The 17,274-nt window shown below is 70.2% G+C and carries 18 protein-coding genes; 6 read left to right on the top strand and 12 right to left on the bottom strand.

Annotation, left to right across the window (positions count from 1 at the left end; all coding sequences use genetic code 11):
* Window positions 1-43: 43 nt before the first annotated feature.
* Entirely contained in the window at window positions 44-691 is a 648-nt protein-coding gene (locus CSX12_RS16395) for a hypothetical protein (RefSeq protein ID WP_124896484.1), read from the top strand.
* Window positions 692-722: 31 nt separating this feature from the next.
* Here CSX12_RS16395 and CSX12_RS16400 read toward each other — a convergent pair whose 3' ends face one another.
* The 4 genes from CSX12_RS16400 to CSX12_RS16415 are packed head-to-tail and all read right to left on the bottom strand — an operon-like array spanning window position 723 to window position 4,617.
* Window positions 723-1,184 (bottom strand): ASCH domain-containing protein, encoded by a 462-nt coding sequence (locus CSX12_RS16400; protein ID WP_124896485.1) that lies wholly within the window; start codon window positions 1,182-1,184, stop codon window positions 723-725.
* 22 nt (window positions 1,185-1,206) lie between these two features.
* Window positions 1,207-2,865 carry a cytochrome b/b6 domain-containing protein gene (locus CSX12_RS18875; protein ID WP_124896486.1) on the bottom strand — a complete coding sequence of 553 codons (1,659 nt, stop codon included), beginning with the start codon at window positions 2,863-2,865 and terminating at the stop codon, window positions 1,207-1,209.
* Window positions 2,866-2,867: 2 nt separating this feature from the next.
* Entirely contained in the window at window positions 2,868-3,839 is a 972-nt protein-coding gene (locus tag CSX12_RS16410) for an electron transfer flavoprotein subunit alpha/FixB family protein (protein ID WP_124896487.1), read from the bottom strand.
* Between the two features lies 1 nt (window position 3,840).
* Window positions 3,841-4,617 carry an electron transfer flavoprotein subunit beta/FixA family protein gene (locus tag CSX12_RS16415; protein ID WP_124896488.1) on the bottom strand — a complete coding sequence of 259 codons (777 nt, stop codon included), beginning with the start codon at window positions 4,615-4,617 and terminating at the stop codon, window positions 3,841-3,843.
* Between the two features lie 140 nt (window positions 4,618-4,757).
* Here CSX12_RS16415 and CSX12_RS16420 point away from each other — a divergent pair, with 140 nt between their 5' ends.
* Genes CSX12_RS16420 through CSX12_RS16430 form a run of 3 tightly spaced genes read left to right on the top strand, consistent with a single transcriptional unit; the run spans window position 4,758 to window position 6,206 of the window.
* Window positions 4,758-5,294 carry a MarR family transcriptional regulator gene (locus CSX12_RS16420; protein ID WP_124896489.1) on the top strand — a complete coding sequence of 179 codons (537 nt, stop codon included), beginning with the start codon at window positions 4,758-4,760 and terminating at the stop codon, window positions 5,292-5,294.
* Between the two features lies 1 nt (window position 5,295).
* Complete coding sequence (locus tag CSX12_RS16425) at window positions 5,296-5,766, top strand: SRPBCC family protein (protein WP_124896490.1); 471 nt, start codon at window positions 5,296-5,298, stop codon at window positions 5,764-5,766.
* A complete protein-coding gene (locus CSX12_RS16430; protein WP_124896491.1) occupies window positions 5,763-6,206 on the top strand; it encodes a YdeI/OmpD-associated family protein in 444 nt (147 codons plus the stop codon). Before CSX12_RS16425 ends, CSX12_RS16430 begins: the two co-directional genes overlap by 4 nt.
* Window positions 6,207-6,242: 36 nt before the next feature.
* Here CSX12_RS16430 and CSX12_RS16435 read toward each other — a convergent pair whose 3' ends face one another.
* The 4 genes from CSX12_RS16435 to CSX12_RS16450 form a co-directional block, all read right to left on the bottom strand.
* Window positions 6,243-7,019 carry an enoyl-CoA hydratase-related protein gene (locus CSX12_RS16435; RefSeq protein WP_124896492.1) on the bottom strand — a complete coding sequence of 259 codons (777 nt, stop codon included), beginning with the start codon at window positions 7,017-7,019 and terminating at the stop codon, window positions 6,243-6,245.
* A 77-nt stretch (window positions 7,020-7,096) separates the two neighbouring features.
* Complete coding sequence (gene mmsB, locus CSX12_RS16440) at window positions 7,097-7,984, bottom strand: 3-hydroxyisobutyrate dehydrogenase (protein ID WP_124896493.1); 888 nt, start codon at window positions 7,982-7,984, stop codon at window positions 7,097-7,099.
* Window positions 7,981-9,162: an acyl-CoA dehydrogenase family protein gene (locus CSX12_RS16445; protein WP_124896494.1), complete on the bottom strand. Its 1,182-nt coding sequence runs from the start codon at window positions 9,160-9,162 to the stop codon at window positions 7,981-7,983. Before CSX12_RS16445 ends, mmsB begins: the two co-directional genes overlap by 4 nt.
* 75 nt (window positions 9,163-9,237) lie before the next feature.
* Window positions 9,238-10,737: a CoA-acylating methylmalonate-semialdehyde dehydrogenase gene (locus tag CSX12_RS16450; RefSeq protein WP_124896495.1), complete on the bottom strand. Its 1,500-nt coding sequence runs from the start codon at window positions 10,735-10,737 to the stop codon at window positions 9,238-9,240.
* Between the two features lie 426 nt (window positions 10,738-11,163).
* On the opposite strand from CSX12_RS16450, the gene CSX12_RS16455 reads away from it, so the two are divergent.
* Window positions 11,164-11,748, top strand: a complete 585-nt coding sequence (locus tag CSX12_RS16455) for an antibiotic biosynthesis monooxygenase (protein WP_124896496.1) — start codon at window positions 11,164-11,166, stop codon at window positions 11,746-11,748.
* Here CSX12_RS16455 and CSX12_RS16460 read toward each other — a convergent pair.
* Window positions 11,738-12,667 carry a LysR family transcriptional regulator gene (locus CSX12_RS16460; RefSeq protein WP_124896497.1) on the bottom strand — a complete coding sequence of 310 codons (930 nt, stop codon included), beginning with the start codon at window positions 12,665-12,667 and terminating at the stop codon, window positions 11,738-11,740. The two genes, CSX12_RS16455 and CSX12_RS16460, sit on opposite strands and share 11 nt — an antisense overlap.
* A gap of 93 nt (window positions 12,668-12,760) precedes the next feature.
* Here CSX12_RS16460 and CSX12_RS16465 point away from each other — a divergent pair, with 93 nt between their 5' ends.
* Complete coding sequence (locus tag CSX12_RS16465) at window positions 12,761-13,426, top strand: type 1 glutamine amidotransferase domain-containing protein (RefSeq protein ID WP_124896498.1); 666 nt, start codon at window positions 12,761-12,763, stop codon at window positions 13,424-13,426.
* A gap of 66 nt (window positions 13,427-13,492) precedes the next feature.
* Here CSX12_RS16465 and CSX12_RS16470 read toward each other — a convergent pair whose 3' ends face one another.
* The 3 genes from CSX12_RS16470 to prpB form a co-directional block, all read right to left on the bottom strand.
* Window positions 13,493-14,980, bottom strand: coding sequence for an MFS transporter (locus CSX12_RS16470; RefSeq protein WP_241160495.1), 1,488 nt, complete (start codon window positions 14,978-14,980; stop codon window positions 13,493-13,495).
* Between the two features lie 168 nt (window positions 14,981-15,148).
* Window positions 15,149-16,282 (bottom strand): bifunctional 2-methylcitrate synthase/citrate synthase, encoded by a 1,134-nt coding sequence (locus tag CSX12_RS16475; protein ID WP_017204145.1) that lies wholly within the window; start codon window positions 16,280-16,282, stop codon window positions 15,149-15,151.
* A 77-nt stretch (window positions 16,283-16,359) separates the two neighbouring features.
* Window positions 16,360-17,268, bottom strand: a complete 909-nt coding sequence (gene prpB / locus CSX12_RS16480; RefSeq protein ID WP_124896500.1) for a methylisocitrate lyase — start codon at window positions 17,266-17,268, stop codon at window positions 16,360-16,362.
* Window positions 17,269-17,274 lie beyond the last annotated feature (6 nt).

Here is a 17,274-nt window from a genome sequence, read left to right on the forward strand (position 1 = left end):
CCCCGCCTACTCTTGGCGTTTTCACCGTCGAGAGGAACGCTCCATGAACTCCACGCCGTCGCCGAGGGACGTGCGCCGCACGCACCGTGTCCGCTCCTCGTCCCGCCAGGGTCGAAGACGAAGGACCACCGTCACGCAGGTCGTGCTCCTCACCTCCGCCCTGCTGTTCACGGTGACGACGGCGACCATGCTGCCACCGCAGGCTCAGGCGGAGCCGCTGCCGGCACCTCGTGCGTCATCGACGACGGGCGCGGTGGAGCTCGCACTGTCCCGCACGCGCCTCGCGGCCGGCGAGGAGGTCACCGTCATGATCGCGGGCCTCGGCGGCGGGGCGCAGGCCGCCCTCGCTTTCCACTCCGATCCCGTCGACATGGGGACCGTGGTCGCGGCTGCGGACGGAACCGCGACACTGACCTGGCGCGTGCCGGTGGACACGTCCCCCGGCGATCACGAGATCGTGCTCGTCCCGGAGGAGGGGACCTCCACCGCCGTCGACATCAGCGTCGTCGAGAGCCTCGGCTCCGGCGACGGCGCGACAGCCGACCCGGCAGCTGAGGGCGCCCTGCTCGTGGCCTCCCTGGCCACGACCGGTGGAGTACCCGACGGGACAGGGGCGGCGCTGTCGTCTGCGACGGCGCTGCTGCTCGCCGGCGGTGCGCTGCTGACGGTGCGCCGGATGCGTCGCGGGTGATCACCCCGTCCGTCGGGGAGACAGACGCGGTTCAGGCCGCATACACGAGGCGGAACCGCTCGCACAGCACCGGCATGTCCGGTTCGTAGCCGCGCGGGTTCTCGGAGTGCTCTCGCCAGAAGCGCTCGTGCACCTCTCGCCAGTGCTCGAGCGTGCGGTCCCCTTCTCCCTCGGCGAAGGCATGCTCCGCGTCGACCTCGTCGAAGGGAACGGTCGCGAGCGCGGTGGTCTCGATCACAGCGCGCGGCGCTCCGCGGCCGTCGAGGATGATGCTCAGCTCGCCCACGACCGGAAGCGGGTCGCCGGTCGCCTCGTAGTCCCACAGCGAAGACGCGGTGCCGACCTTGATCCCGTCGAGCACCAGCGCGAGCAGTTCGTCGGCGTGCGCGGGGGTGGCCCCGAACGCCCAGGCCTCGGGCAGAGTCGCCGGGAGTCCGGGCGTCGCCTGCCTGGCCGCGCTCCAGAAGGCGTCGATGTCGGTGCTGTCGCTCATCCGCCCAGGCTAACCCGGGCCGTCAGCGACCGGAGACCTTGCCGAACACCTTCGCGATCGGAGCGAGCACCAGCGGCCGGGCCGCCGCCCACCCGCCCGCGATCACCACGAGCGAGAGGATGAAGACCCAGAAGCCCGTCCAGGTGACGGCGTCCTGCGCGGCGAACATGTGGTTCAGGTTGCGCAGGAAGCCGGTCAGCATGACGAGCGCCACGTGCGCGATGATGAACGCCACGAAGTAGAGCATGATCGGGAAGTGCAGCGCCCGCGCCCATTCGACGGGGTAGGCCTTGGACAGCTTCTCCGCGCGCTTGGGCCACAGTCCCGACATCCGGAATCCGGTGACGGCGGCGAGCGGAGCCGCGACGAAGACCGTGACGAAGTAGGCGAGCTGCTGCAGGCTGTTGTAGTTGTTCCAGCCGTTCTCGTGCGGCCAGTCGAACGAGATGTACTGCAGCGCGGCCGACAGCGCGTTCGGGAAGACCTCCCAGCTCGTCGGCACGATGCGCGCCCAATGCCCCGTGACGAACAGCAGCACCACGAAGACCACGCCGTTCACGAGCCACAGGATGTCGAGCGCCTGGTGGAACCACAGGTTCAGGCTGATCTTGCCCTTCGCGTTGCCCCGCGGCGTCCAGAAGACGGTCGGGCGCTTCTCGGTGCGCACCTGGAGACCGGAGCGGATGATCAGGACGATCAGGAACATGTTGAAGAAGTGGGCCCAGTTGACCCAGGGCGCGAACCCGGGCTCGACCGGGAACGGCGGCTCGTACTCGCCCGGGAACGCCGCGAGGAAGTCCTGCATGAACGGGAAGCTCAGCAGCGTCCGCACGAGCGCGATCGCCGCACCGGCGAGCAGTCCGAGCGCCGCGGCGCCGAACAGGACCGCGATCGCCTGCGTCCACGTCGGACGACGGCGACCGGATGCCGGAGGGGCCGTGATGTGGCGCGGAGCACGTCCGTCCCACACGGTGCGGGGTGCGGGCAGCGGGGAGCTGAGGTCGGCCAGCACGGGCACGATCGCCCCGGGGGCCGGACCGGTGTCGGGGGCCTCGATCGCCGGCGCCACAGGAGCGGTTGCGGCAGCCGATGCCGGGGACTCGGCGGGCGATGCAGAGTTCTCGGGGACCGGCGACGCCGTCGCGGGCACGGTCCCCTCCGGCGGCCAGGGCTCTCCGCCCACGACACGAGGAAGCCCGCGACGGACGCTCTCCCCACCCGTCGCCGCGGGCACGGCGGGGGACGCGGCAGCAGCAGCGACGGGCACAGCCTCGGCGGTCGGGGTGGACGGGGGCTGGGGCGCCGCGGATGCCGCGGGTGCGGTATCGGCGGCGGCCGGTGCGGCGACCGAGGCGGGAGCGGCATCGGCCGGGGGCCACGGCTCTCCGCCCGGCACCCGCGGCAGACCGCGGCGGAGGCGGGTGGCGGGCGCTCCTCCTCGCTCCGCGTGAACGGCGGCGGGTTGCGGCTGCTGCCCGGACGTCGGGGACGGTGCAGACTCGGCGACCGCGGACGCCGCAGACTCGGCCACCGGGGGTGACGCCTGCTCGACCACCGCGGACGGCACCTGCTCGGCGACCGTCGACGGCGTCGGCTCGGAGAGCGGTGAGGGCGCGGCAGGAGGCCAGGGCTCGCCGCCCGGCACGCGCGGGAGACCGCGTCGCAGCATCCGCGTTGCCATCGCTACTTCTTCCGCGCCTCGAGCGCCGCGATCACCCGCGGAACCACGGTGAACACGTCTCCGACGATCCCGAAGTCGGCGACGTCGAAGATCGGCGCCTCCGGGTCCTTGTTGATGGCGACGATGTTCTTCGATGTCTGCATGCCGGCGCGGTGCTGGATCGCCCCGGAGATGCCGAGGGCGACATACAGCTGCGGCGAGACCGAGACGCCGGTCTGTCCGACCTGGTGCGACTGCGGGATGTAGCCGGCGTCGACGGCAGCGCGCGAGGCTCCGACCGCGGCGCCGAGCGCGTCGGCGAGCTCCTCGACGAGCACGAACTTCTCCTTGGACGCGAGACCTCGACCGCCCGAGACGACTCGCGTCGCTCCACGCAGCTCGGGACGGGAAGACGTCGCCTCGACCGCCTCGACCGGCCCCGCCGTCGCAGCGACCGCTCCGGAGGGAGTCACGGTGACCTGTTCGACCTGCGGGGAGGCGACCGCTTCGGCTCGCGCATCGACGGCCCCCTGACGCACGGTCACCACGAGGGTTCCGTAGGTCGCGGCGGCGTCGACGAGGTACGCGCCGCCATAGACGGAGTGGTGGGCGATGATGCCCTCGTCGTCCCGGGAGACTCCGACCGCATCCACGGCGAGTGCGCTCTTCGTGCGCACCGCGAAGCGTCCGGCGACGTCGCGTCCGGAGATCGAGTTCGAGACGAGCACGGCTTCGGGGTGCACGCGCTCGGCCGCGGCCTGCAGCGCATCCACGAGCGGGACGGTGAGCGCTGTGGCGTCGCCGTCCGCCGTGAGCACGACGGCCGCGCCTGCTGCCGCGGCCTGGTCGACCGCTGCCTGGCCGCCGCCGACGACGAGCGCCACGGGCGTGCCGATGCTCGACGCGGCGCCGATCAGGCCGGCCGTGCTGCTCGCGGCGTTTCCAGAGGGGTCGACGTCGACGAGGACGAGGATCGGGTTCTCGAGAGCGGTCATCTCACACCAGCCTGTTCTGCACGAGGTACTCGACGAGTTTGTCGGCGGCGTCGCCCTCATCGGTGATCTTCACGCCGGCGGCCCGTGGGGGCTTCTCCGACACGGCCGTCATGATGGTCCGCGGCGCGGCCGCCGGATCGGCCGAAACACCGAGGTCGGCGAGCGAGATCACTTCGAGCGGCTTCTTCTTCGCGGCCATGATGCCCTTGAAGTTGGGGAAGCGCGCATCGGGGAGCGCCTCCGTGATCGAGATGACGGCGGGGAGCGGGGCCGAGACGGGCTGACTGCCGAAATCGGCTCCGCGCGTCCCGGACACCCCGCCGGCCGTGATCTCGACCGAGGAGAGCGCCGTGGCCTGGGCGAACCCGAGGTGCTCGGCGAGCATGGCCGGGATCACGCCGCCGGCCCCGTCCGTCGACAGGTTGCCGGTGATCACGAGGTCCGGGGCACCCCGGCGGATGGCCGCGGCGAGCACCTCCGCGGTGAGGCCCAGGTCGGCACCGATCAGCTGCTCGTCCGCGATGTGCACGGCGGACGCCGCGCCGATCGCGAGCGCACGGCGCACGGAAGCGGTCGAGCTCTCCGGAGCCATCGACACGGCCACCACCTCGGTGCCCTCGTTCTTGTCGGCGAAGCTCAGCGCGACTTCGAGCGCCCGCTCGGTGATCTCGTCGAGCACAACGTCTCCCGCGGCTCGATCGGCGAGGCCGGTCTCGAGGTTCAGCTTGCGGTCGCCATAGGTGTCCGGCACCTCTTTGACCAGGACGAAGATCTTCATCGAATGCTCCTCACGACTGCTGCGATTCTAGTCCGCGATACTGAGTCCCAGTCCAACTGCGACTGAGACTCACGGGTTCGGCGAGGCGCCGTGGCGCGCGCCGTCGCGACGCCGCCTTCTCCCGCCACTACCGTAGAGACGTGGCCCGACCCCGTCCGCTCCCCATCGATCCGCTCGCCGAGGCGAAACGGCAGTGGCTGGCGCACGGCTGGACGGATGCCGCCGACGGCATGGCCCTGGTCACATCGGTGATGCGCGCCCAGCAGCTGCTTCTCGCTCGTGTCGATGCCGCCCTCAAGCCGTTCGCTCTGAGCTTCGCCCGCTACGAGGTGCTGCGCCTGCTCGCCTTCAGCCGCACCGGCAGCCTGCCGCTGTCGAGCGTGGTCGCCCGGCTCCAGGTGCACCCCACGACGGTCACGAGCACTGCGGAGCGCCTCGTCCGCGACGGACTGATCGCGCGCGAACCGCACCCGCACGACGGCCGCGCCGCGCTCCTCGTCCTGACGGATGCGGGCCGTGAACTCGTCGAGCGCGCCACCCAGGCGCTCAACGCCGACGTGTTCGCGGACCCGGGGATGAGCCGCGACGACGCCGCCGAGCTGGTGGCGATCGTCGCCCGACTCCGGAAGAACGCGGGCGATTTCGCCGACCCGCGTCCCCAGCCCGAAGCCCTCTGACATGCCCCGGTTCGCGCTCGAGACCCTCATCGGCGCCCCGCCCGCCGAAGTGTTCGCGGCGTCGCTCGATCCCAAGCTCCACGTGAAGAGCATGGCGCGATACGGCGAGACCATGGTCGAAGCTCCAGTGGGAGGCTTCTTCACTGAAGGCTCGACGGTGACATGGCGCGCACGACACTTCGGAATCCCGTTCCGCCTGCGTTCCGTCGTCTTCGACATCGATCCGCCACGGGGTTTCTCGGATCGGCAGATCTCCGGCCCGTTCGCGTCGTTCCTCCATGAGCATCGCTTCGAGGAGCATCCGGCCGGAACACTCATGCGCGACACGGTGAGCTTCCGTTCTCCGCTCGGCCCTATCGGGCGCCTCGTCGACACGATGTTCCTCGGGGAGTACATGCGGCGACTGATCCTGGAGCGCAACCAGATCCTCACCGCCGAATTCGGCGGGCCGGGGCGTACTGTTTCGGAATGAGCGAACTGCGCCTGCACACCGTCCTCACCGGCCGCGGCCCCGCCGCGGCGATCCTGCTCAGCGACGAGCAGGTCGCGTCGCTCGGCGCCGGCAGAGCCTTCCCCGTCGCCGTCACCATCGGCGGGCGCACCGCTCGCCTGCGCGTGGCGCGGATGGGCAGCGAGAACATGATCGGATTCAGCAAGGCCGTGCGCGCCGATCTGGGACTCGAGATCGGCCAGGAGGTCGACGCCGTGATCCGCGTGGATGCCGCCGAGCGCACGGTCGACGTCCCGCCCGGACTCGCCGCAGCCCTCGACGCCGACCCCGCGCTGCGGGCGAAGTTCGACGCCCTGTCGTACACCGCCCGCAAGGAGCACGCCCGGAGCATCGCAGAAGCCAAGCAGGACGCGACGCGCGAGCGCCGGATCGCGAAGATCCTCGACGCGCTGCGCGGCTGACCGCTCCTCGACTCCGACGCGCATCCGGTCAGGAACTCATCGGTTCTGGAAGTCGGGCGACCGCTTCTCGCGGAAGGCGGACATGCCCTCCTTCTGGTCTGCGGTGTCGAATAGGGCAGCGAAAGCCTGCTTCTCGTGTGCGAGACCTTCGGACAGCGTCGTCTCCATCGCGGCGTCCAGTGCCGCCTTGGCGGCGTAGACCGACGGCAGCGACTTCGATGCGATCGTGCCGGCCAGCTTCTCCGCCTCCGCCAGGAGTTCCGCAGCGGGCACGACACGCGACACGAGACCCGAGCGCTCGGCCTCGTCCGCTTTCATGAACCGCCCCGAGAGCACGAGCTCGGCCGCCTTGTAGTACCCCACCGCGCGGATCAGGCGCTGCGTTCCGCCCATCCCGGGGATCACACCGAGGTTGATCTCGGGTTGGCCGAAAGTCGCGGTGTCGGCGGCCAGGATGATGTCGCACATCATCGCCAGCTCGCAGCCGCCGCCGAGCGCGAAGCCCGAGACCGCGGCGATCACCGGAGTGCGCACCGCCGCGAACTCATGCCAGATCCCGAAGTGATCGGTCTCGAGCATCTCCGCCGCGGACATGCCCTCCATCTCCTTGATGTCGGCCCCCGCGGCGAACGCCTTCTCGGAGCCGGTCACGACGATCGCCCCGACCCCGTCGTCCTCGTCGAAGGCGACGGCCGCGGCGGTGACCTCCTCCGCGAGGCGGCTGTTCAGCGCGTTCAGGGCCGCGGGACGGTTCAGGGTGATCCACCCCACGCGGCCCCGCTGCTCCACCAGGATCGTCTCGTACTCGGTCATGTCACCCTCTCCGTCGTCGTGTCCTTCAGTATCGTCCGTCGCCCCGGGGCGCGCGGACTCCGACCCACGCGCTCGGGTCACACGCGGCCGTCGCGGATGTCGGTGATGATGCCGGAGAAGTCGCGGGAGCCGCCGTCGCCCGCGGCGTAGGCGGCGTAGAGCTCCTGCGCCAGCCGCCCCATCCGCGCATCCGTCGACGTCTGCTCGATCGCCTGCAGCGCGAGACCCAGATCCTTCGCCATGAGCGCGCCGGCGAATCCGGGCTGATAATCGCGGTTGGCCGGGCTCGTGGGAACCGGGCCCGGCACGGGGCAGTTCGTCGTGAGGGACCAGCACTGGCCGGACGCCTGGGACACGACATCGAACAGCGCCTGATGCTCCAGCCCGAGCCGCTCCCCGAGCACGAACGCCTCGGCGACGGCGATCTGCGACACCGCGAGGACCATGTTGTTGCAGACCTTCGCCGCCTGCCCCAGCCCCGACCCGCCGCAGTGCACGATGCGCTTGCCCATGACCTCGAGCAGCGGCAGCGCGGCCGTGTAGTCCTCGTCCGCGCCGCCGACCATGAAGGCCAGAGTCCCGTTCTCGGCGCCGACCACGCCGCCCGACACGGGAGCGTCGATGTTGCGGTGCCCTGCCGCGAGAGCGAGGGCGTGCGCCGCGCGCGCCTCGTCGACGGCGATCGTGGAGGACTCGATGAAGAGCGTCCCCGGTCGTGCGGCCGCGAGCAGCTCCGTGCGATACGCCTCGATGACGTGCCTGCCCGCCGGGAACATCGTGATGACGACCTCCGCGTCGGCGACGGCGTCCGCCCCGCTGGCCGCGACCGGGATGCCGGCCGCCTGCGCCGCGTCGATCGCCGCGGGGACGAGGTCGAACCCGTGCACCTCGTGCCCTGCGGCGACGAGGTTCTTCGCCATCGGCAGCCCCATGTGCCCGAGCCCGAGGAACGCGACCGTGGTCATGATGCGCTCCGCATGCTGGTCGATCCCGCGGGTCGGAGCATCTCGCGTCCGACGATCAGGCGCATGATCTCGTTCGTCCCCTCCAGGATCTGGTGCACCCGCAGGTCACGGACGATCTTCTCGATGCCGTAGTCCTGCAGGTATCCGTAACCGCCGTGCAGCTGCAGGGCGCGGTTCGCGACGTCGAAGCCGGCATCGGTGGCGAAGCGCTTGGCCATCGCGCAGCGCATCGTCGCATCGGGCGCCTTGTCGTCGACGGCCTGCGCACCGTCGCGCACCATGAGCCGCGCCGCCTGCAGGTCGGTGCGCATGTCGGCGACGGCGAAGAGGATCGACTGCTTCTCCGCCAGGGGCTCTCCGAAGGCGACGCGCTCGTGCACGTACTGGACGGCCTTGTCGAGTGCGGCCTGCGCACCGCCGAGCGAGCAGGCGGCGATGTTGAGCCGGCCGCCGTTGAGCGCCGACATCGCGATCGCGAAGCCGCGTCCCTCGTCGCCGAGCATCGCCGAGGCGGGAACCCGCACCCCGTCGAAGATCACCTGCCGGGTCGGCTGCGCGTGCCAGCCCATCTTCTTCTCGGGCGCACCGAAGCTGAGATTCTCCGCATCGCCGGGGACGAGGAAGGCGCTGATCCCGCGGGCTCCGGGCTCGCCGGTGCGGGCCATGACCACGTACACGGCGGCCTCTCCCGCGCCGGAGATGAACTGCTTCACCCCCGTCAGCACATACTCGTCGCCCTCTCGGACGGCACTGGTGGCGACGTTGGCGGCATCGGACCCGACGCCGGGCTCGGTGAGGCAGTACCCGCCGAAGGCGGACATCGCCGTGAGCGCGGGCAGCCACGTCGAGCGCTGCGTGTGGTCGCCGTAGCTGTCGATCATCCACACCACCATGTTGTGGATGGAGATGTAGGCCGCGACGGCGGGGTCGGCCTTGGCGAGCTCCTCGAAGATCGCCACGGTATCGGTGCGGCTGAGTCCGCTTCCGCCGAACTCCTCGCTCGCATAGATGCCGCCCAGCCCGAGTTCTCCCCCACGGGTCAGGGACTCCCGGGGGAAGAGGTGCTTCTCGTCGCGCTCCGCGGCGAACGGTGCGAGCTCGGTCTCGGCGAACTCGCGAACGGCGTCGAGGATCGCCTCGCGCTCCTCGGCGGTGGTGGTCACGGTGGTCATGCTCATCGCTTTTCCTTAGGAGTTGGGTCCCTGAGCCGGTCGAAGGGCTGAGCCGGTCGAAGGGCTGAGCCGGTCGAAGGGTCAGTGCATCGTGGGGATGACGAAGCTCGCGCCCTCGCGCACCCCGGTGGGCCAGCGGCTCGTCACGGTCTTGGTCTTGGTGTAGAAGCGGAACGCATCGGCGCCGTGCTGGTTCAGGTCGCCGAAGCCGCTGCGCTTCCATCCGCCGAACGTGTAGTACGCGATCGGAACCGGGATCGGCACGTTCACCCCGACCATCCCGACCTCGACGCGCGCGGCGAAGTCGCGGGCCGCATCGCCGTCGCGGGTGAAGATCGCGACGCCGTTGCCGTACTCGTGCTCCGAGGCCATACGCAGGGCTTCCTCGTAGTCGGCGGCTCGCGCGATCACGAGGACAGGGCCGAAGATCTCCTCGCGATAGATCGCCATGTCGGTCGTGACATGGTCGAAGAGGGTCGGGCCGAGATAGAAGCCCTCCTCGTGACCATCGACCGTGAACCCCCGACCGTCGGCGAGGAGGGTCGCTCCCTCATCGACACCCTGCTGGATGTAGCCCTTGACGCGTTCGACCGCGTCGCGGGTGACGAGCGGACCGTAGTCGACGTCCGGTGCGAGCGAAGGTCCGATCCGGAGCTGGGCGACGCGCTCGGCGAGCTTCGCGGCGAGCGCATCGGCCGTCTCCTGTCCGACCGGGACGGCGACCGAGATGGCCATGCACCGCTCCCCCGCCGATCCGTAGCCCGCACCGATGAGCGCGTCGACGGCCTGGTCGAGGTCGGCGTCCGGCATCACGATCATGTGGTTCTTCGCCCCGCCGAAGCACTGCGCGCGCTTGCCGTTGGCGGCTGCGGTGGCGTAGATGTACTCGGCGATCGGGGTGGAGCCGACGAAGCCCACCGCGCGGATGCGCTCGTCGGCGAGCAGCGTGTCGACCGCCTCCTTGTCTCCGTGCACCACGTTGAGGACTCCGCCGGGCAGGCCGGCTTCGAGGAACAGCTCGGCGATGCGCACGGGCACCGAGGGGTCGCGTTCGCTCGGCTTGAGGACCACGGCGTTGCCGGCGGCGAGGGCCGGTCCCGCCTTCCAGAGCGGGATCATGGCGGGGAAGTTGAACGGCGTGATCGCGGCGACGACGCCCAGCGGCTGGCGCATCGAGTAGACGTCGATGCCGGCGCCGGCGCCCGTGGAGTACTCGCCCTTGAGCAGGTGCGGAGCGCCGGCGGAGAACTCGATGACCTCGAGGCCGCGCTGGATGTCACCCTTCGCATCGTCCACGGTCTTGCCGTGCTCGCTCGCGAGGAGCTCGGCGAGCGAGGTCATCTCCCGCTGTGCCAGGTCGAGGAACCGCAGGAGCACGCGGGCACGCTTCTGCGGGTTCGTCGCCGCCCAGGCGGCCTGAGCCGCCTCGGCATTCGCGATGACGCTGCGCACCTCATCGGCGGAGGCGAGCGGCACGCGCGCCTGCACGGCGCCAGTGCTCGGATCGAACACATCGGAGAAGCGCCCCTCATCCGGGGTCAGCAGCGATCCGCCCACGAAGTGCGGGATAGTACGAGTCATTGTGTGACATCCCTCCGTGCCGTCGTTGGCACTTTGGAGAGTTTACTCTGGCGCCCGCACATTTACTAGGACGTCCTTGTAAATGTGCTTCCGCCCCCCTCAGCGCCGGATCCACGGTGTTCCCGTCTCGTTCACCGCCCGGTCATCTCGGTCGATTACAACTGCAGGTGCGCGGACGGAGACTCAGACCGGATCGGGTGTCACGTCAATCGCGCGCACGGTGAGCACTCTCGCTCCCGTTGCGGCGCCCATGCCGCGAGACCCCCGCCGAATCGGGTCGGCGGGGGTCCTCTCCGTTTCCGCCCGTGGAGCGCTGCGACCGCCGTCCCGCGTCCGTCACGGAACTAGAATCGTCGAGGCGCCGCCACCCCTGGCGCATCCGCTTCGGCGCCCTCACCCAGGGCGCCCGTCCCCGAGGACCGCACCATGTCCGAACCCGTCACCGTGTCCATCCGCCGCGAGGTCGATCCCGATCGCATCACCGAGGCGACCGCCTGGGTGCAGACCGGCGTGAACCTGGCGACCAAGTACCCGGGCTTCCTCGGTTCCGGCTGGGTGCGGGCAGGCGAGCACTCGCAGGTCTGGCACATGCTGTACCGCTTCGCGAGCGAGGAGTCGCTCGTCGCCTGGGAGCAGTCCGCCGAGCGCACGTGGTGGCTGTCGATGGGCGAGGGATTCGTGCGCAGCGAGCGCTCGAAGCGACGCACCGGGATCGAGGGCTGGTTCGACGAGCCGACCACCGGCACCATCACGCTGCCGTCCGCTGACGGCACCACCGAGACGGTCACGGTCGCTCCTGCTCCGCCACGGTGGAAGCAGGCGACCTCGATCTGGCTGGGCTTCTTCCCCGTGAACCTCGCCTTCACCTATGCGATGAGCCCGGTGCCGGGATGGAACGAGCTGCCGATCTGGCTGCGGGTGCTGGTCACGACACTCGTCCTCACGCCGATCATGGCGTACTGGGTGCTGCCGTTCGTGACACGCTCGCTGCGGACCTGGCTCACCCGCTGACCGCCGCCCCTCCTCGGGTTCCGATCCCGTCGACGGCGTCCCGGAGGGCGCGGTCGATCTCCGCGATGGCGGCGGTGAGCGGGCCAGGGCGCCGCACCAGGGAGAGGGTGTTGATCGGCGGATCATCGGTCGGACGCAGCACGCTCAGCCGGCCGTCGGCCAGTTCGTCGGCGATCAGGTAGGTCGGCAGCACGGTGATCCCCGCTCCTGCGACGGCCGCGGCGGCGAGCGCCCGGAGGTCCGGCGCGGTGAGTGCGGGCTCGCGCTCCAGGCGGAGGCCGAACACGTGCCGCCAGTAGCGGCGCAGGATCGGCACGTCGTGCGCGTAGGCGAGCAGCGGGTGCTCCTCGATCATCCCCGGGCTCAGGTCCGGCGACGGGACGACCCCGAGCGAGGGGGCGGCGACGAGCGCGAACTCCTCGTCGACGAGGGCGGCCGTCGGCAGAGCGCGACCCCTCGGGCGGACGGCCGAGATCACGAGATCAAGGCTTCCGCTGCGGAGCTGCTCCAGCAGGTCGTCCGCGACGCCGGCCGTGACCGCGATCCGCCGGCCGGCCGCGACCATGGGCGCCAGGGCAGGCACGGCCACGCGCTCGAGGAACTCGGCCGCTCCGCCCAGGCGCACGGGTGCGGCTTCGACGGTGGACGGCGCACCGACGGCCAGCGCCAGCGCATCGAGCGGACCGGACACGCGGGCGGCCAGGTCGTCGGCCCGGGGAGTGGGCCGGATCCCGCGGGCATGCCGGATGAACAGCGGCTCTCCCTCGCTCCGCTCCAGCGCCTGCAGCTGTGTCGTCACCGAGGACTGCGCGATGCCGAGCAGGCGAGCGGCCGCCGACACGGACCCCGAACGGTGCGCGGCGAGGAACGTGCGCCACAGCGCCAGATCGCGCAGGCCATCGCTATTCCGATCGCTCATATCGGAAATCTATCGGAATCGGATGCGATAAGGCGTCGTTGTCCCCGATATCGCATCCGCACGGCCTCTGCCGTCCGACCTTCTGGAGCACGCATGTCCTCTGTTCTCTTCGTCGTCACCGGCGCCCGCACCTGGACCCTCACCGACGGCACCGCGCACCCGACCGGCTACTGGGCGGAGGAGCTGCTCGTGCCCTACCGCGCTCTCCGCGACGCCGGACACACCGTGAGCTTCGCGACCCCTGGCGGCGTGACGCCGGTCCCCGACGCCGGCAGCCTCGGGGACGGCGACGCCGCCGCGATCGCCGCGGTCGACGGGCTCGACGCCCCGCTCGTGCTGGCGGACGTGGACGCCGCGGCGTACGACGCGGTCTACTACCCCGGCGGCCACGGCCCGATGCAGGATCTCGCCGTCGATGAGGACTCCGCTGCGCTGATCGCGGCCACGATCGCGGGAGGCCGACCGCTCGCGGCCGTCTGCCACGGACTCGCAGCGCTTCTTCCCGCCCGCACCGCTACGGGGGAGCCCCTCATCGCCGGACGCCGCCTCACGGGGTTCACCGACGAGGAGGAGCGCCGGGGCGGCCTCGCCGACCGCGCCCCGTTCCTGCTGGAGAGCGAGCTGCGCGCCCGGGGCGCCGAGGTCGACATCGCGGCCCCGTGGAGCGATCACACGGTCGTCGACGGCCTGCTCATCACCGGGCAGAACCCGCAGTCGTCCGCGTCCGCCGCCGCCGCGCTCCTCGCCGCCCTCGCCTGAGCCGTCGCCCTTCCTGTTCCCGAGCGGGCGTCTCATCGCCCGCTCGGGAACCGGATGCGGTCGGGATCAGGACGCGGGTCTGCCGTCGGGTGTGACACCCTTCTCGGCAGGCTCGACGAGCGAGAGCGGGTCGGCGATGTCCTCCAGCGACTTCCCGGCGGCGCTCACGCCGAACACACCGCAGACGATGCCGCCGAACATCATGATCGCCGCGCCGAGCACATAGCCCCAGAACAGCGGTCCGCGGTCGCCGCTCTCGGCGCTCTGGCCGATCAGGGCGCCGTAGAGCACCGGGGCGATGGCGCCGACGAGCTGCCCGATCGAGAAGATGTACGAGATGACCTGACTGCGCAGCTCCAGCGGGAAGATCTCGCTGACCGTCAGGTACGCCGCCGAAGCGCCGGCGGACGCGAAGAAGAACGACGCGCACCAGAACGCCGTGTGCGTCGCCGCGTTCAGCACACCCGCGTTGAACAGGAACGCGCTGACCAGGAGGATCCCCCCGGCGAGCACGTACGTGCCGAACAGCATCCGGCGCCGCCCCCAGGTGTCGAAGAAGTGCCCGAGGATGAGCGCCCCGGCGAGGTTGCCGACGGCGAACACGATGAAGTACTGCGACGCCGAGGCGGGCGGGGTGTCATAGAAGTTCTCCAGCACCAGCGCGTACGTGAAGAAGATCGCGTTGTAGAGGAACGACTGCGTCACCATCATCGTGATGCCCACCAGCGTGCGCCGCGGGTACTTCTTGAACAGCACCTTCGCGATGACGAGGAACGGCACGCGGCCGTACTCCTTGACCGTGATCGCCTTGCTCTCATCGACGGGCGGGATCGTCTTGCCCTCCTTGCGGATGCGCTCCTCGATCTCGTCGACGTTGCGCTCGGCGGCCTCTTCGCGCCCGTGGGTCATCTGCCAGCGCGGGCTCTCCGGGATGTGCCGGCGCATGTAGATCAGCAGCAGACCGAGGATCGGACCGAGGAAGAAGCTGAGCCGCCAGCCGATGTCCTCCGGGAGGATGTCGGTGTTGAGGAAGAACAAGTTGGCGACGGCACCGAGTGCCGCACCGCCCCAGTAGGTGCCGTTGATGGCGATGTCGACGCGGCCGCGGTACCGCGCCGGGATGATCTCGTCGATCGCCGAGTTGATGGCCGCGTACTCGCCGCCGATGCCGGCGCCGGCGACGAACCGCCAGATGTAGAAGAACCACGGCGCGAAGGCGAGTCCGGCGACCGCGGATCCGACGAGGTACACCGCGAGCGAGACGAGGAAGAGCTTCTTGCGTCCGAGCCGATCGGTGAGACGCCCGAAGAAGAGCGCTCCGAAGACCTGGCCGAGCAGATAGCACGTGCCGGCGAGGCCGACCTCGGCCGGCCCCATCCCGAGCGTCGCGGCGTACCCGTTCGCGGCGACGATCTGCACCTCGAGGCCGTCGAGGATCCAGGAGAAGCCGAGCCCCACCACGATCAGCCAGTGGAACCGCGACCACGGCAGCCGGTCCATGCGCGCGGGGACGAGCGACCGGACCTCCTTGACGGTGACGTCGGATGCGGACATGGAACCCTCCTTCTCGCGGGATGCGTTCATCCCGCATCCGGTTCTACTCCGCCACGGGAATCGCCGCATCCGCTTGACCCCGAGCCCGCGCGCACGCTACAGGTGCATCCCGGGCATGAGAGAAGGCCCCCGTCCGGTGGGACGAAGGCCTTCTCTCACGGGCAGGTGTCAGCTCTCGACGTGCCGCTCGTCCGGGCCGTCGTAGAAGGACAGCGGACGGATCAGCGCGTTCGATCCGGCCTGCTCGATCACGTGCGCCGTCCACCCGGTCACGCGTGCCGCCACGAACAGCGGCGTGAAGGTGAGGGTGTCGAAGCCGATCAGGTTGTACGCGGGACCGGACGGGTAGTCGAGGTTCGGGTAGATGCCCTTGCGGGCCACGAACTCCGACTCCAGCGTGTTGTAGAGGTCGGCCACCTCGGGGCGGTCGTAGTGCTCCACGAGGGTGTCGAGCGCGGCCTTCATGGTCGGCACGCGCGAGTCGCCCTTCTTGTAGACGCGGTGCCCGAAGCCCATGATCTTGCGCTTCTCGGCGAGTGCCTTGTCGAGCCACGCCTCCACCGCGTCCGCCGAGCCGATCTCGTCGAAGATGTGCAGCACGGCCTCGTTCGCCCCGCCGTGCAGCGGGCCCTTGAGTGCGCCGATCGCGCCGACCACGGCCGAGTAGATGTCGCTGAGGGTCGAGGTGATCACGCGCGCGGTGAACGTGGACGCGTTGAAGGAGTGCTCGGCGTACAGGATCATCGAGCGGTTGAAGGCGTCCACCACGACATCGTCCGCCTCCTCGCCGAAGGTCATCCAGAGGAAGTTCGCCGAGTAGTCGAGGTCGTCGCGCGGGGCGATGAGCTCCTGGCCGCGCCGGCGACGCTGCCCGTAGGCGACGATCGCCGGGAGGGCGGCGAACAGGCGGATGCTGCGCTCGAGGTTCTGCTCCGGGCTGCCGCCCGCGTCGAGCACCGAGCCTCCGGCACCAGGGTCGGACGCTCCGATCAGGCTCACCGCGGTGCGCACCTCGTCCATCGGATGCGCATCCAGCGGCACCAGGTCGATCGCCGCCTTCACGTTGTCGGCCAGCGCGCGGTGCTTCCGCTCCTCCAGCCGGAATGCCGCCAGCTCCTCCGGCGTGGGCAGCTCGCCGTGCCATAGCAGATACGCGACCGCCTCGAACGGCTGCGTGTCGGCGAGCTCCTGCACGGGGTAGCCGCGGTACAGCAGGCTGTTCGTCTCGGGGTTGACCTTCGAGATCGCGGTCGTGTCGACGACGACGCCCGCGAGGCCCTTCTTGATGTCCGGCTCGGTCATGGTCACTCCTTCGTGTACTTCGACCCGTCGCTGCGCTCCGCGCTCAGCAACCGCGTCGTGTGTCCGCTTCGCTGCGCTCAGCGACCGGTGTTGTCGAGTGTGAAGTTGAAGACGCCCGAGTCGAAGTGGTTGTACGACTCGTAGTCGATCAGGTCGTAGAGATCGGCGCGGTGCTGCATCTCGCCGAGCTTCGAAGTCAGGTGCCCCTCGTCGTTCAGCGTATCCAGTGCGCGGCCCGCGGCCCCCATCGAGATGCGCAGCAGCGACACCGGCCAGATGACCAGGTTCGCTCCGGCGTCACGAAGCTGATCGGTGGAGAACAGCTCGCTCTTGCCGAACTCGGTCATGTTCGCCAGGATCGGCACGTCGAGCGCCTCGGCCATCGCCTCGAACTCGGCCAGCGTGCGCATCGCCTCGGGGAAGATCGCGTCGGCTCCGGCATCCACCAGCGCTTTCGCGCGGTCGATCGCCGCGTCCAGTCCCTCGATCGCCCGGATGTCGGTGCGCGCCATGATCAGGAAGTTCGGGTCGCGGCGGGCGTCGGCGGCGGCACGGATGCGCTTGATCGCGGTGTTCTCGTCGACCACGGCCTTGCCGTCGAGGTGACCGCAGCGCTTCGGGTTGATCTGGTCCTCGATGTGGGTGCCGGCGAGACCCGCGTCTTCGAGCTCCTGGATCGTGCGGGCGACGTTCATCGGCTCACCGAAGCCGGTGTCGGCGTCGACGATCGCGGGGAGGTCGGTCATGCGGGCGATCTGCTTGGCGCGGCCGGCGACCTCGGTCAGCGTGGTCAGTCCGATGTCGGGCAGGCCCAGATCGGCGGAGAGCACGGCGCCGGAGATGTAGACGCCATCGAAGCCCTTCTGCTCGATCAGGCGAGCGCTGAGCGGGTTGAACGCACCGGGGAACCGCAGCAGCTCCCCGGAGGCCAGACGTTCCCGGAACAGGCGCCGCTTCTCGGCGGGCGTCGTGGTGGAGTACAGCATCAGAGG

The sequence above is a fragment of the Microbacterium sp. Y-01 genome, from assembly GCF_003856715.1.
Classification (GTDB): Bacteria; Actinomycetota; Actinomycetes; order Actinomycetales; family Microbacteriaceae; genus Microbacterium; species Microbacterium algeriense.

Coding starts and splice junctions, on each gene's coding strand:
- CSX12_RS16460 (WP_124896497.1), bottom strand. CDS start 12,667: ATGAGCGATCGGAATAGCGATGGCCTGCGCGATCTGGCGCTGTGGCGC.
- CSX12_RS18875 (WP_124896486.1), bottom strand. CDS start 2,865: ATGGCAACGCGGATGCTGCGACGCGGTCTCCCGCGCGTGCCGGGCGGC.
- CSX12_RS16400 (WP_124896485.1), bottom strand. CDS start 1,184: ATGAGCGACAGCACCGACATCGACGCCTTCTGGAGCGCGGCCAGGCAG.
- CSX12_RS16435 (WP_124896492.1), bottom strand. CDS start 7,019: ATGACCGAGTACGAGACGATCCTGGTGGAGCAGCGGGGCCGCGTGGGG.
- CSX12_RS16395 (WP_124896484.1), top strand. CDS start 44: ATGAACTCCACGCCGTCGCCGAGGGACGTGCGCCGCACGCACCGTGTC.
- CSX12_RS16465 (WP_124896498.1), top strand. CDS start 12,761: ATGTCCTCTGTTCTCTTCGTCGTCACCGGCGCCCGCACCTGGACCCTC.
- CSX12_RS16445 (WP_124896494.1), bottom strand. CDS start 9,162: ATGAGCATGACCACCGTGACCACCACCGCCGAGGAGCGCGAGGCGATC.
- prpB (WP_124896500.1), bottom strand. CDS start 17,268: ATGCTGTACTCCACCACGACGCCCGCCGAGAAGCGGCGCCTGTTCCGG.
- CSX12_RS16475 (WP_017204145.1), bottom strand. CDS start 16,282: ATGACCGAGCCGGACATCAAGAAGGGCCTCGCGGGCGTCGTCGTCGAC.
- CSX12_RS16470 (WP_241160495.1), bottom strand. CDS start 14,980: ATGTCCGCATCCGACGTCACCGTCAAGGAGGTCCGGTCGCTCGTCCCC.
- CSX12_RS16410 (WP_124896487.1), bottom strand. CDS start 3,839: ATGACCGCTCTCGAGAACCCGATCCTCGTCCTCGTCGACGTCGACCCC.
- CSX12_RS16430 (WP_124896491.1), top strand. CDS start 5,763: ATGAGCGAACTGCGCCTGCACACCGTCCTCACCGGCCGCGGCCCCGCC.
- CSX12_RS16425 (WP_124896490.1), top strand. CDS start 5,296: ATGCCCCGGTTCGCGCTCGAGACCCTCATCGGCGCCCCGCCCGCCGAA.
- mmsB (WP_124896493.1), bottom strand. CDS start 7,984: ATGACCACGGTCGCGTTCCTCGGGCTCGGGCACATGGGGCTGCCGATG.
- CSX12_RS16455 (WP_124896496.1), top strand. CDS start 11,164: ATGTCCGAACCCGTCACCGTGTCCATCCGCCGCGAGGTCGATCCCGAT.
- CSX12_RS16450 (WP_124896495.1), bottom strand. CDS start 10,737: ATGACTCGTACTATCCCGCACTTCGTGGGCGGATCGCTGCTGACCCCG.
- CSX12_RS16415 (WP_124896488.1), bottom strand. CDS start 4,617: ATGAAGATCTTCGTCCTGGTCAAAGAGGTGCCGGACACCTATGGCGAC.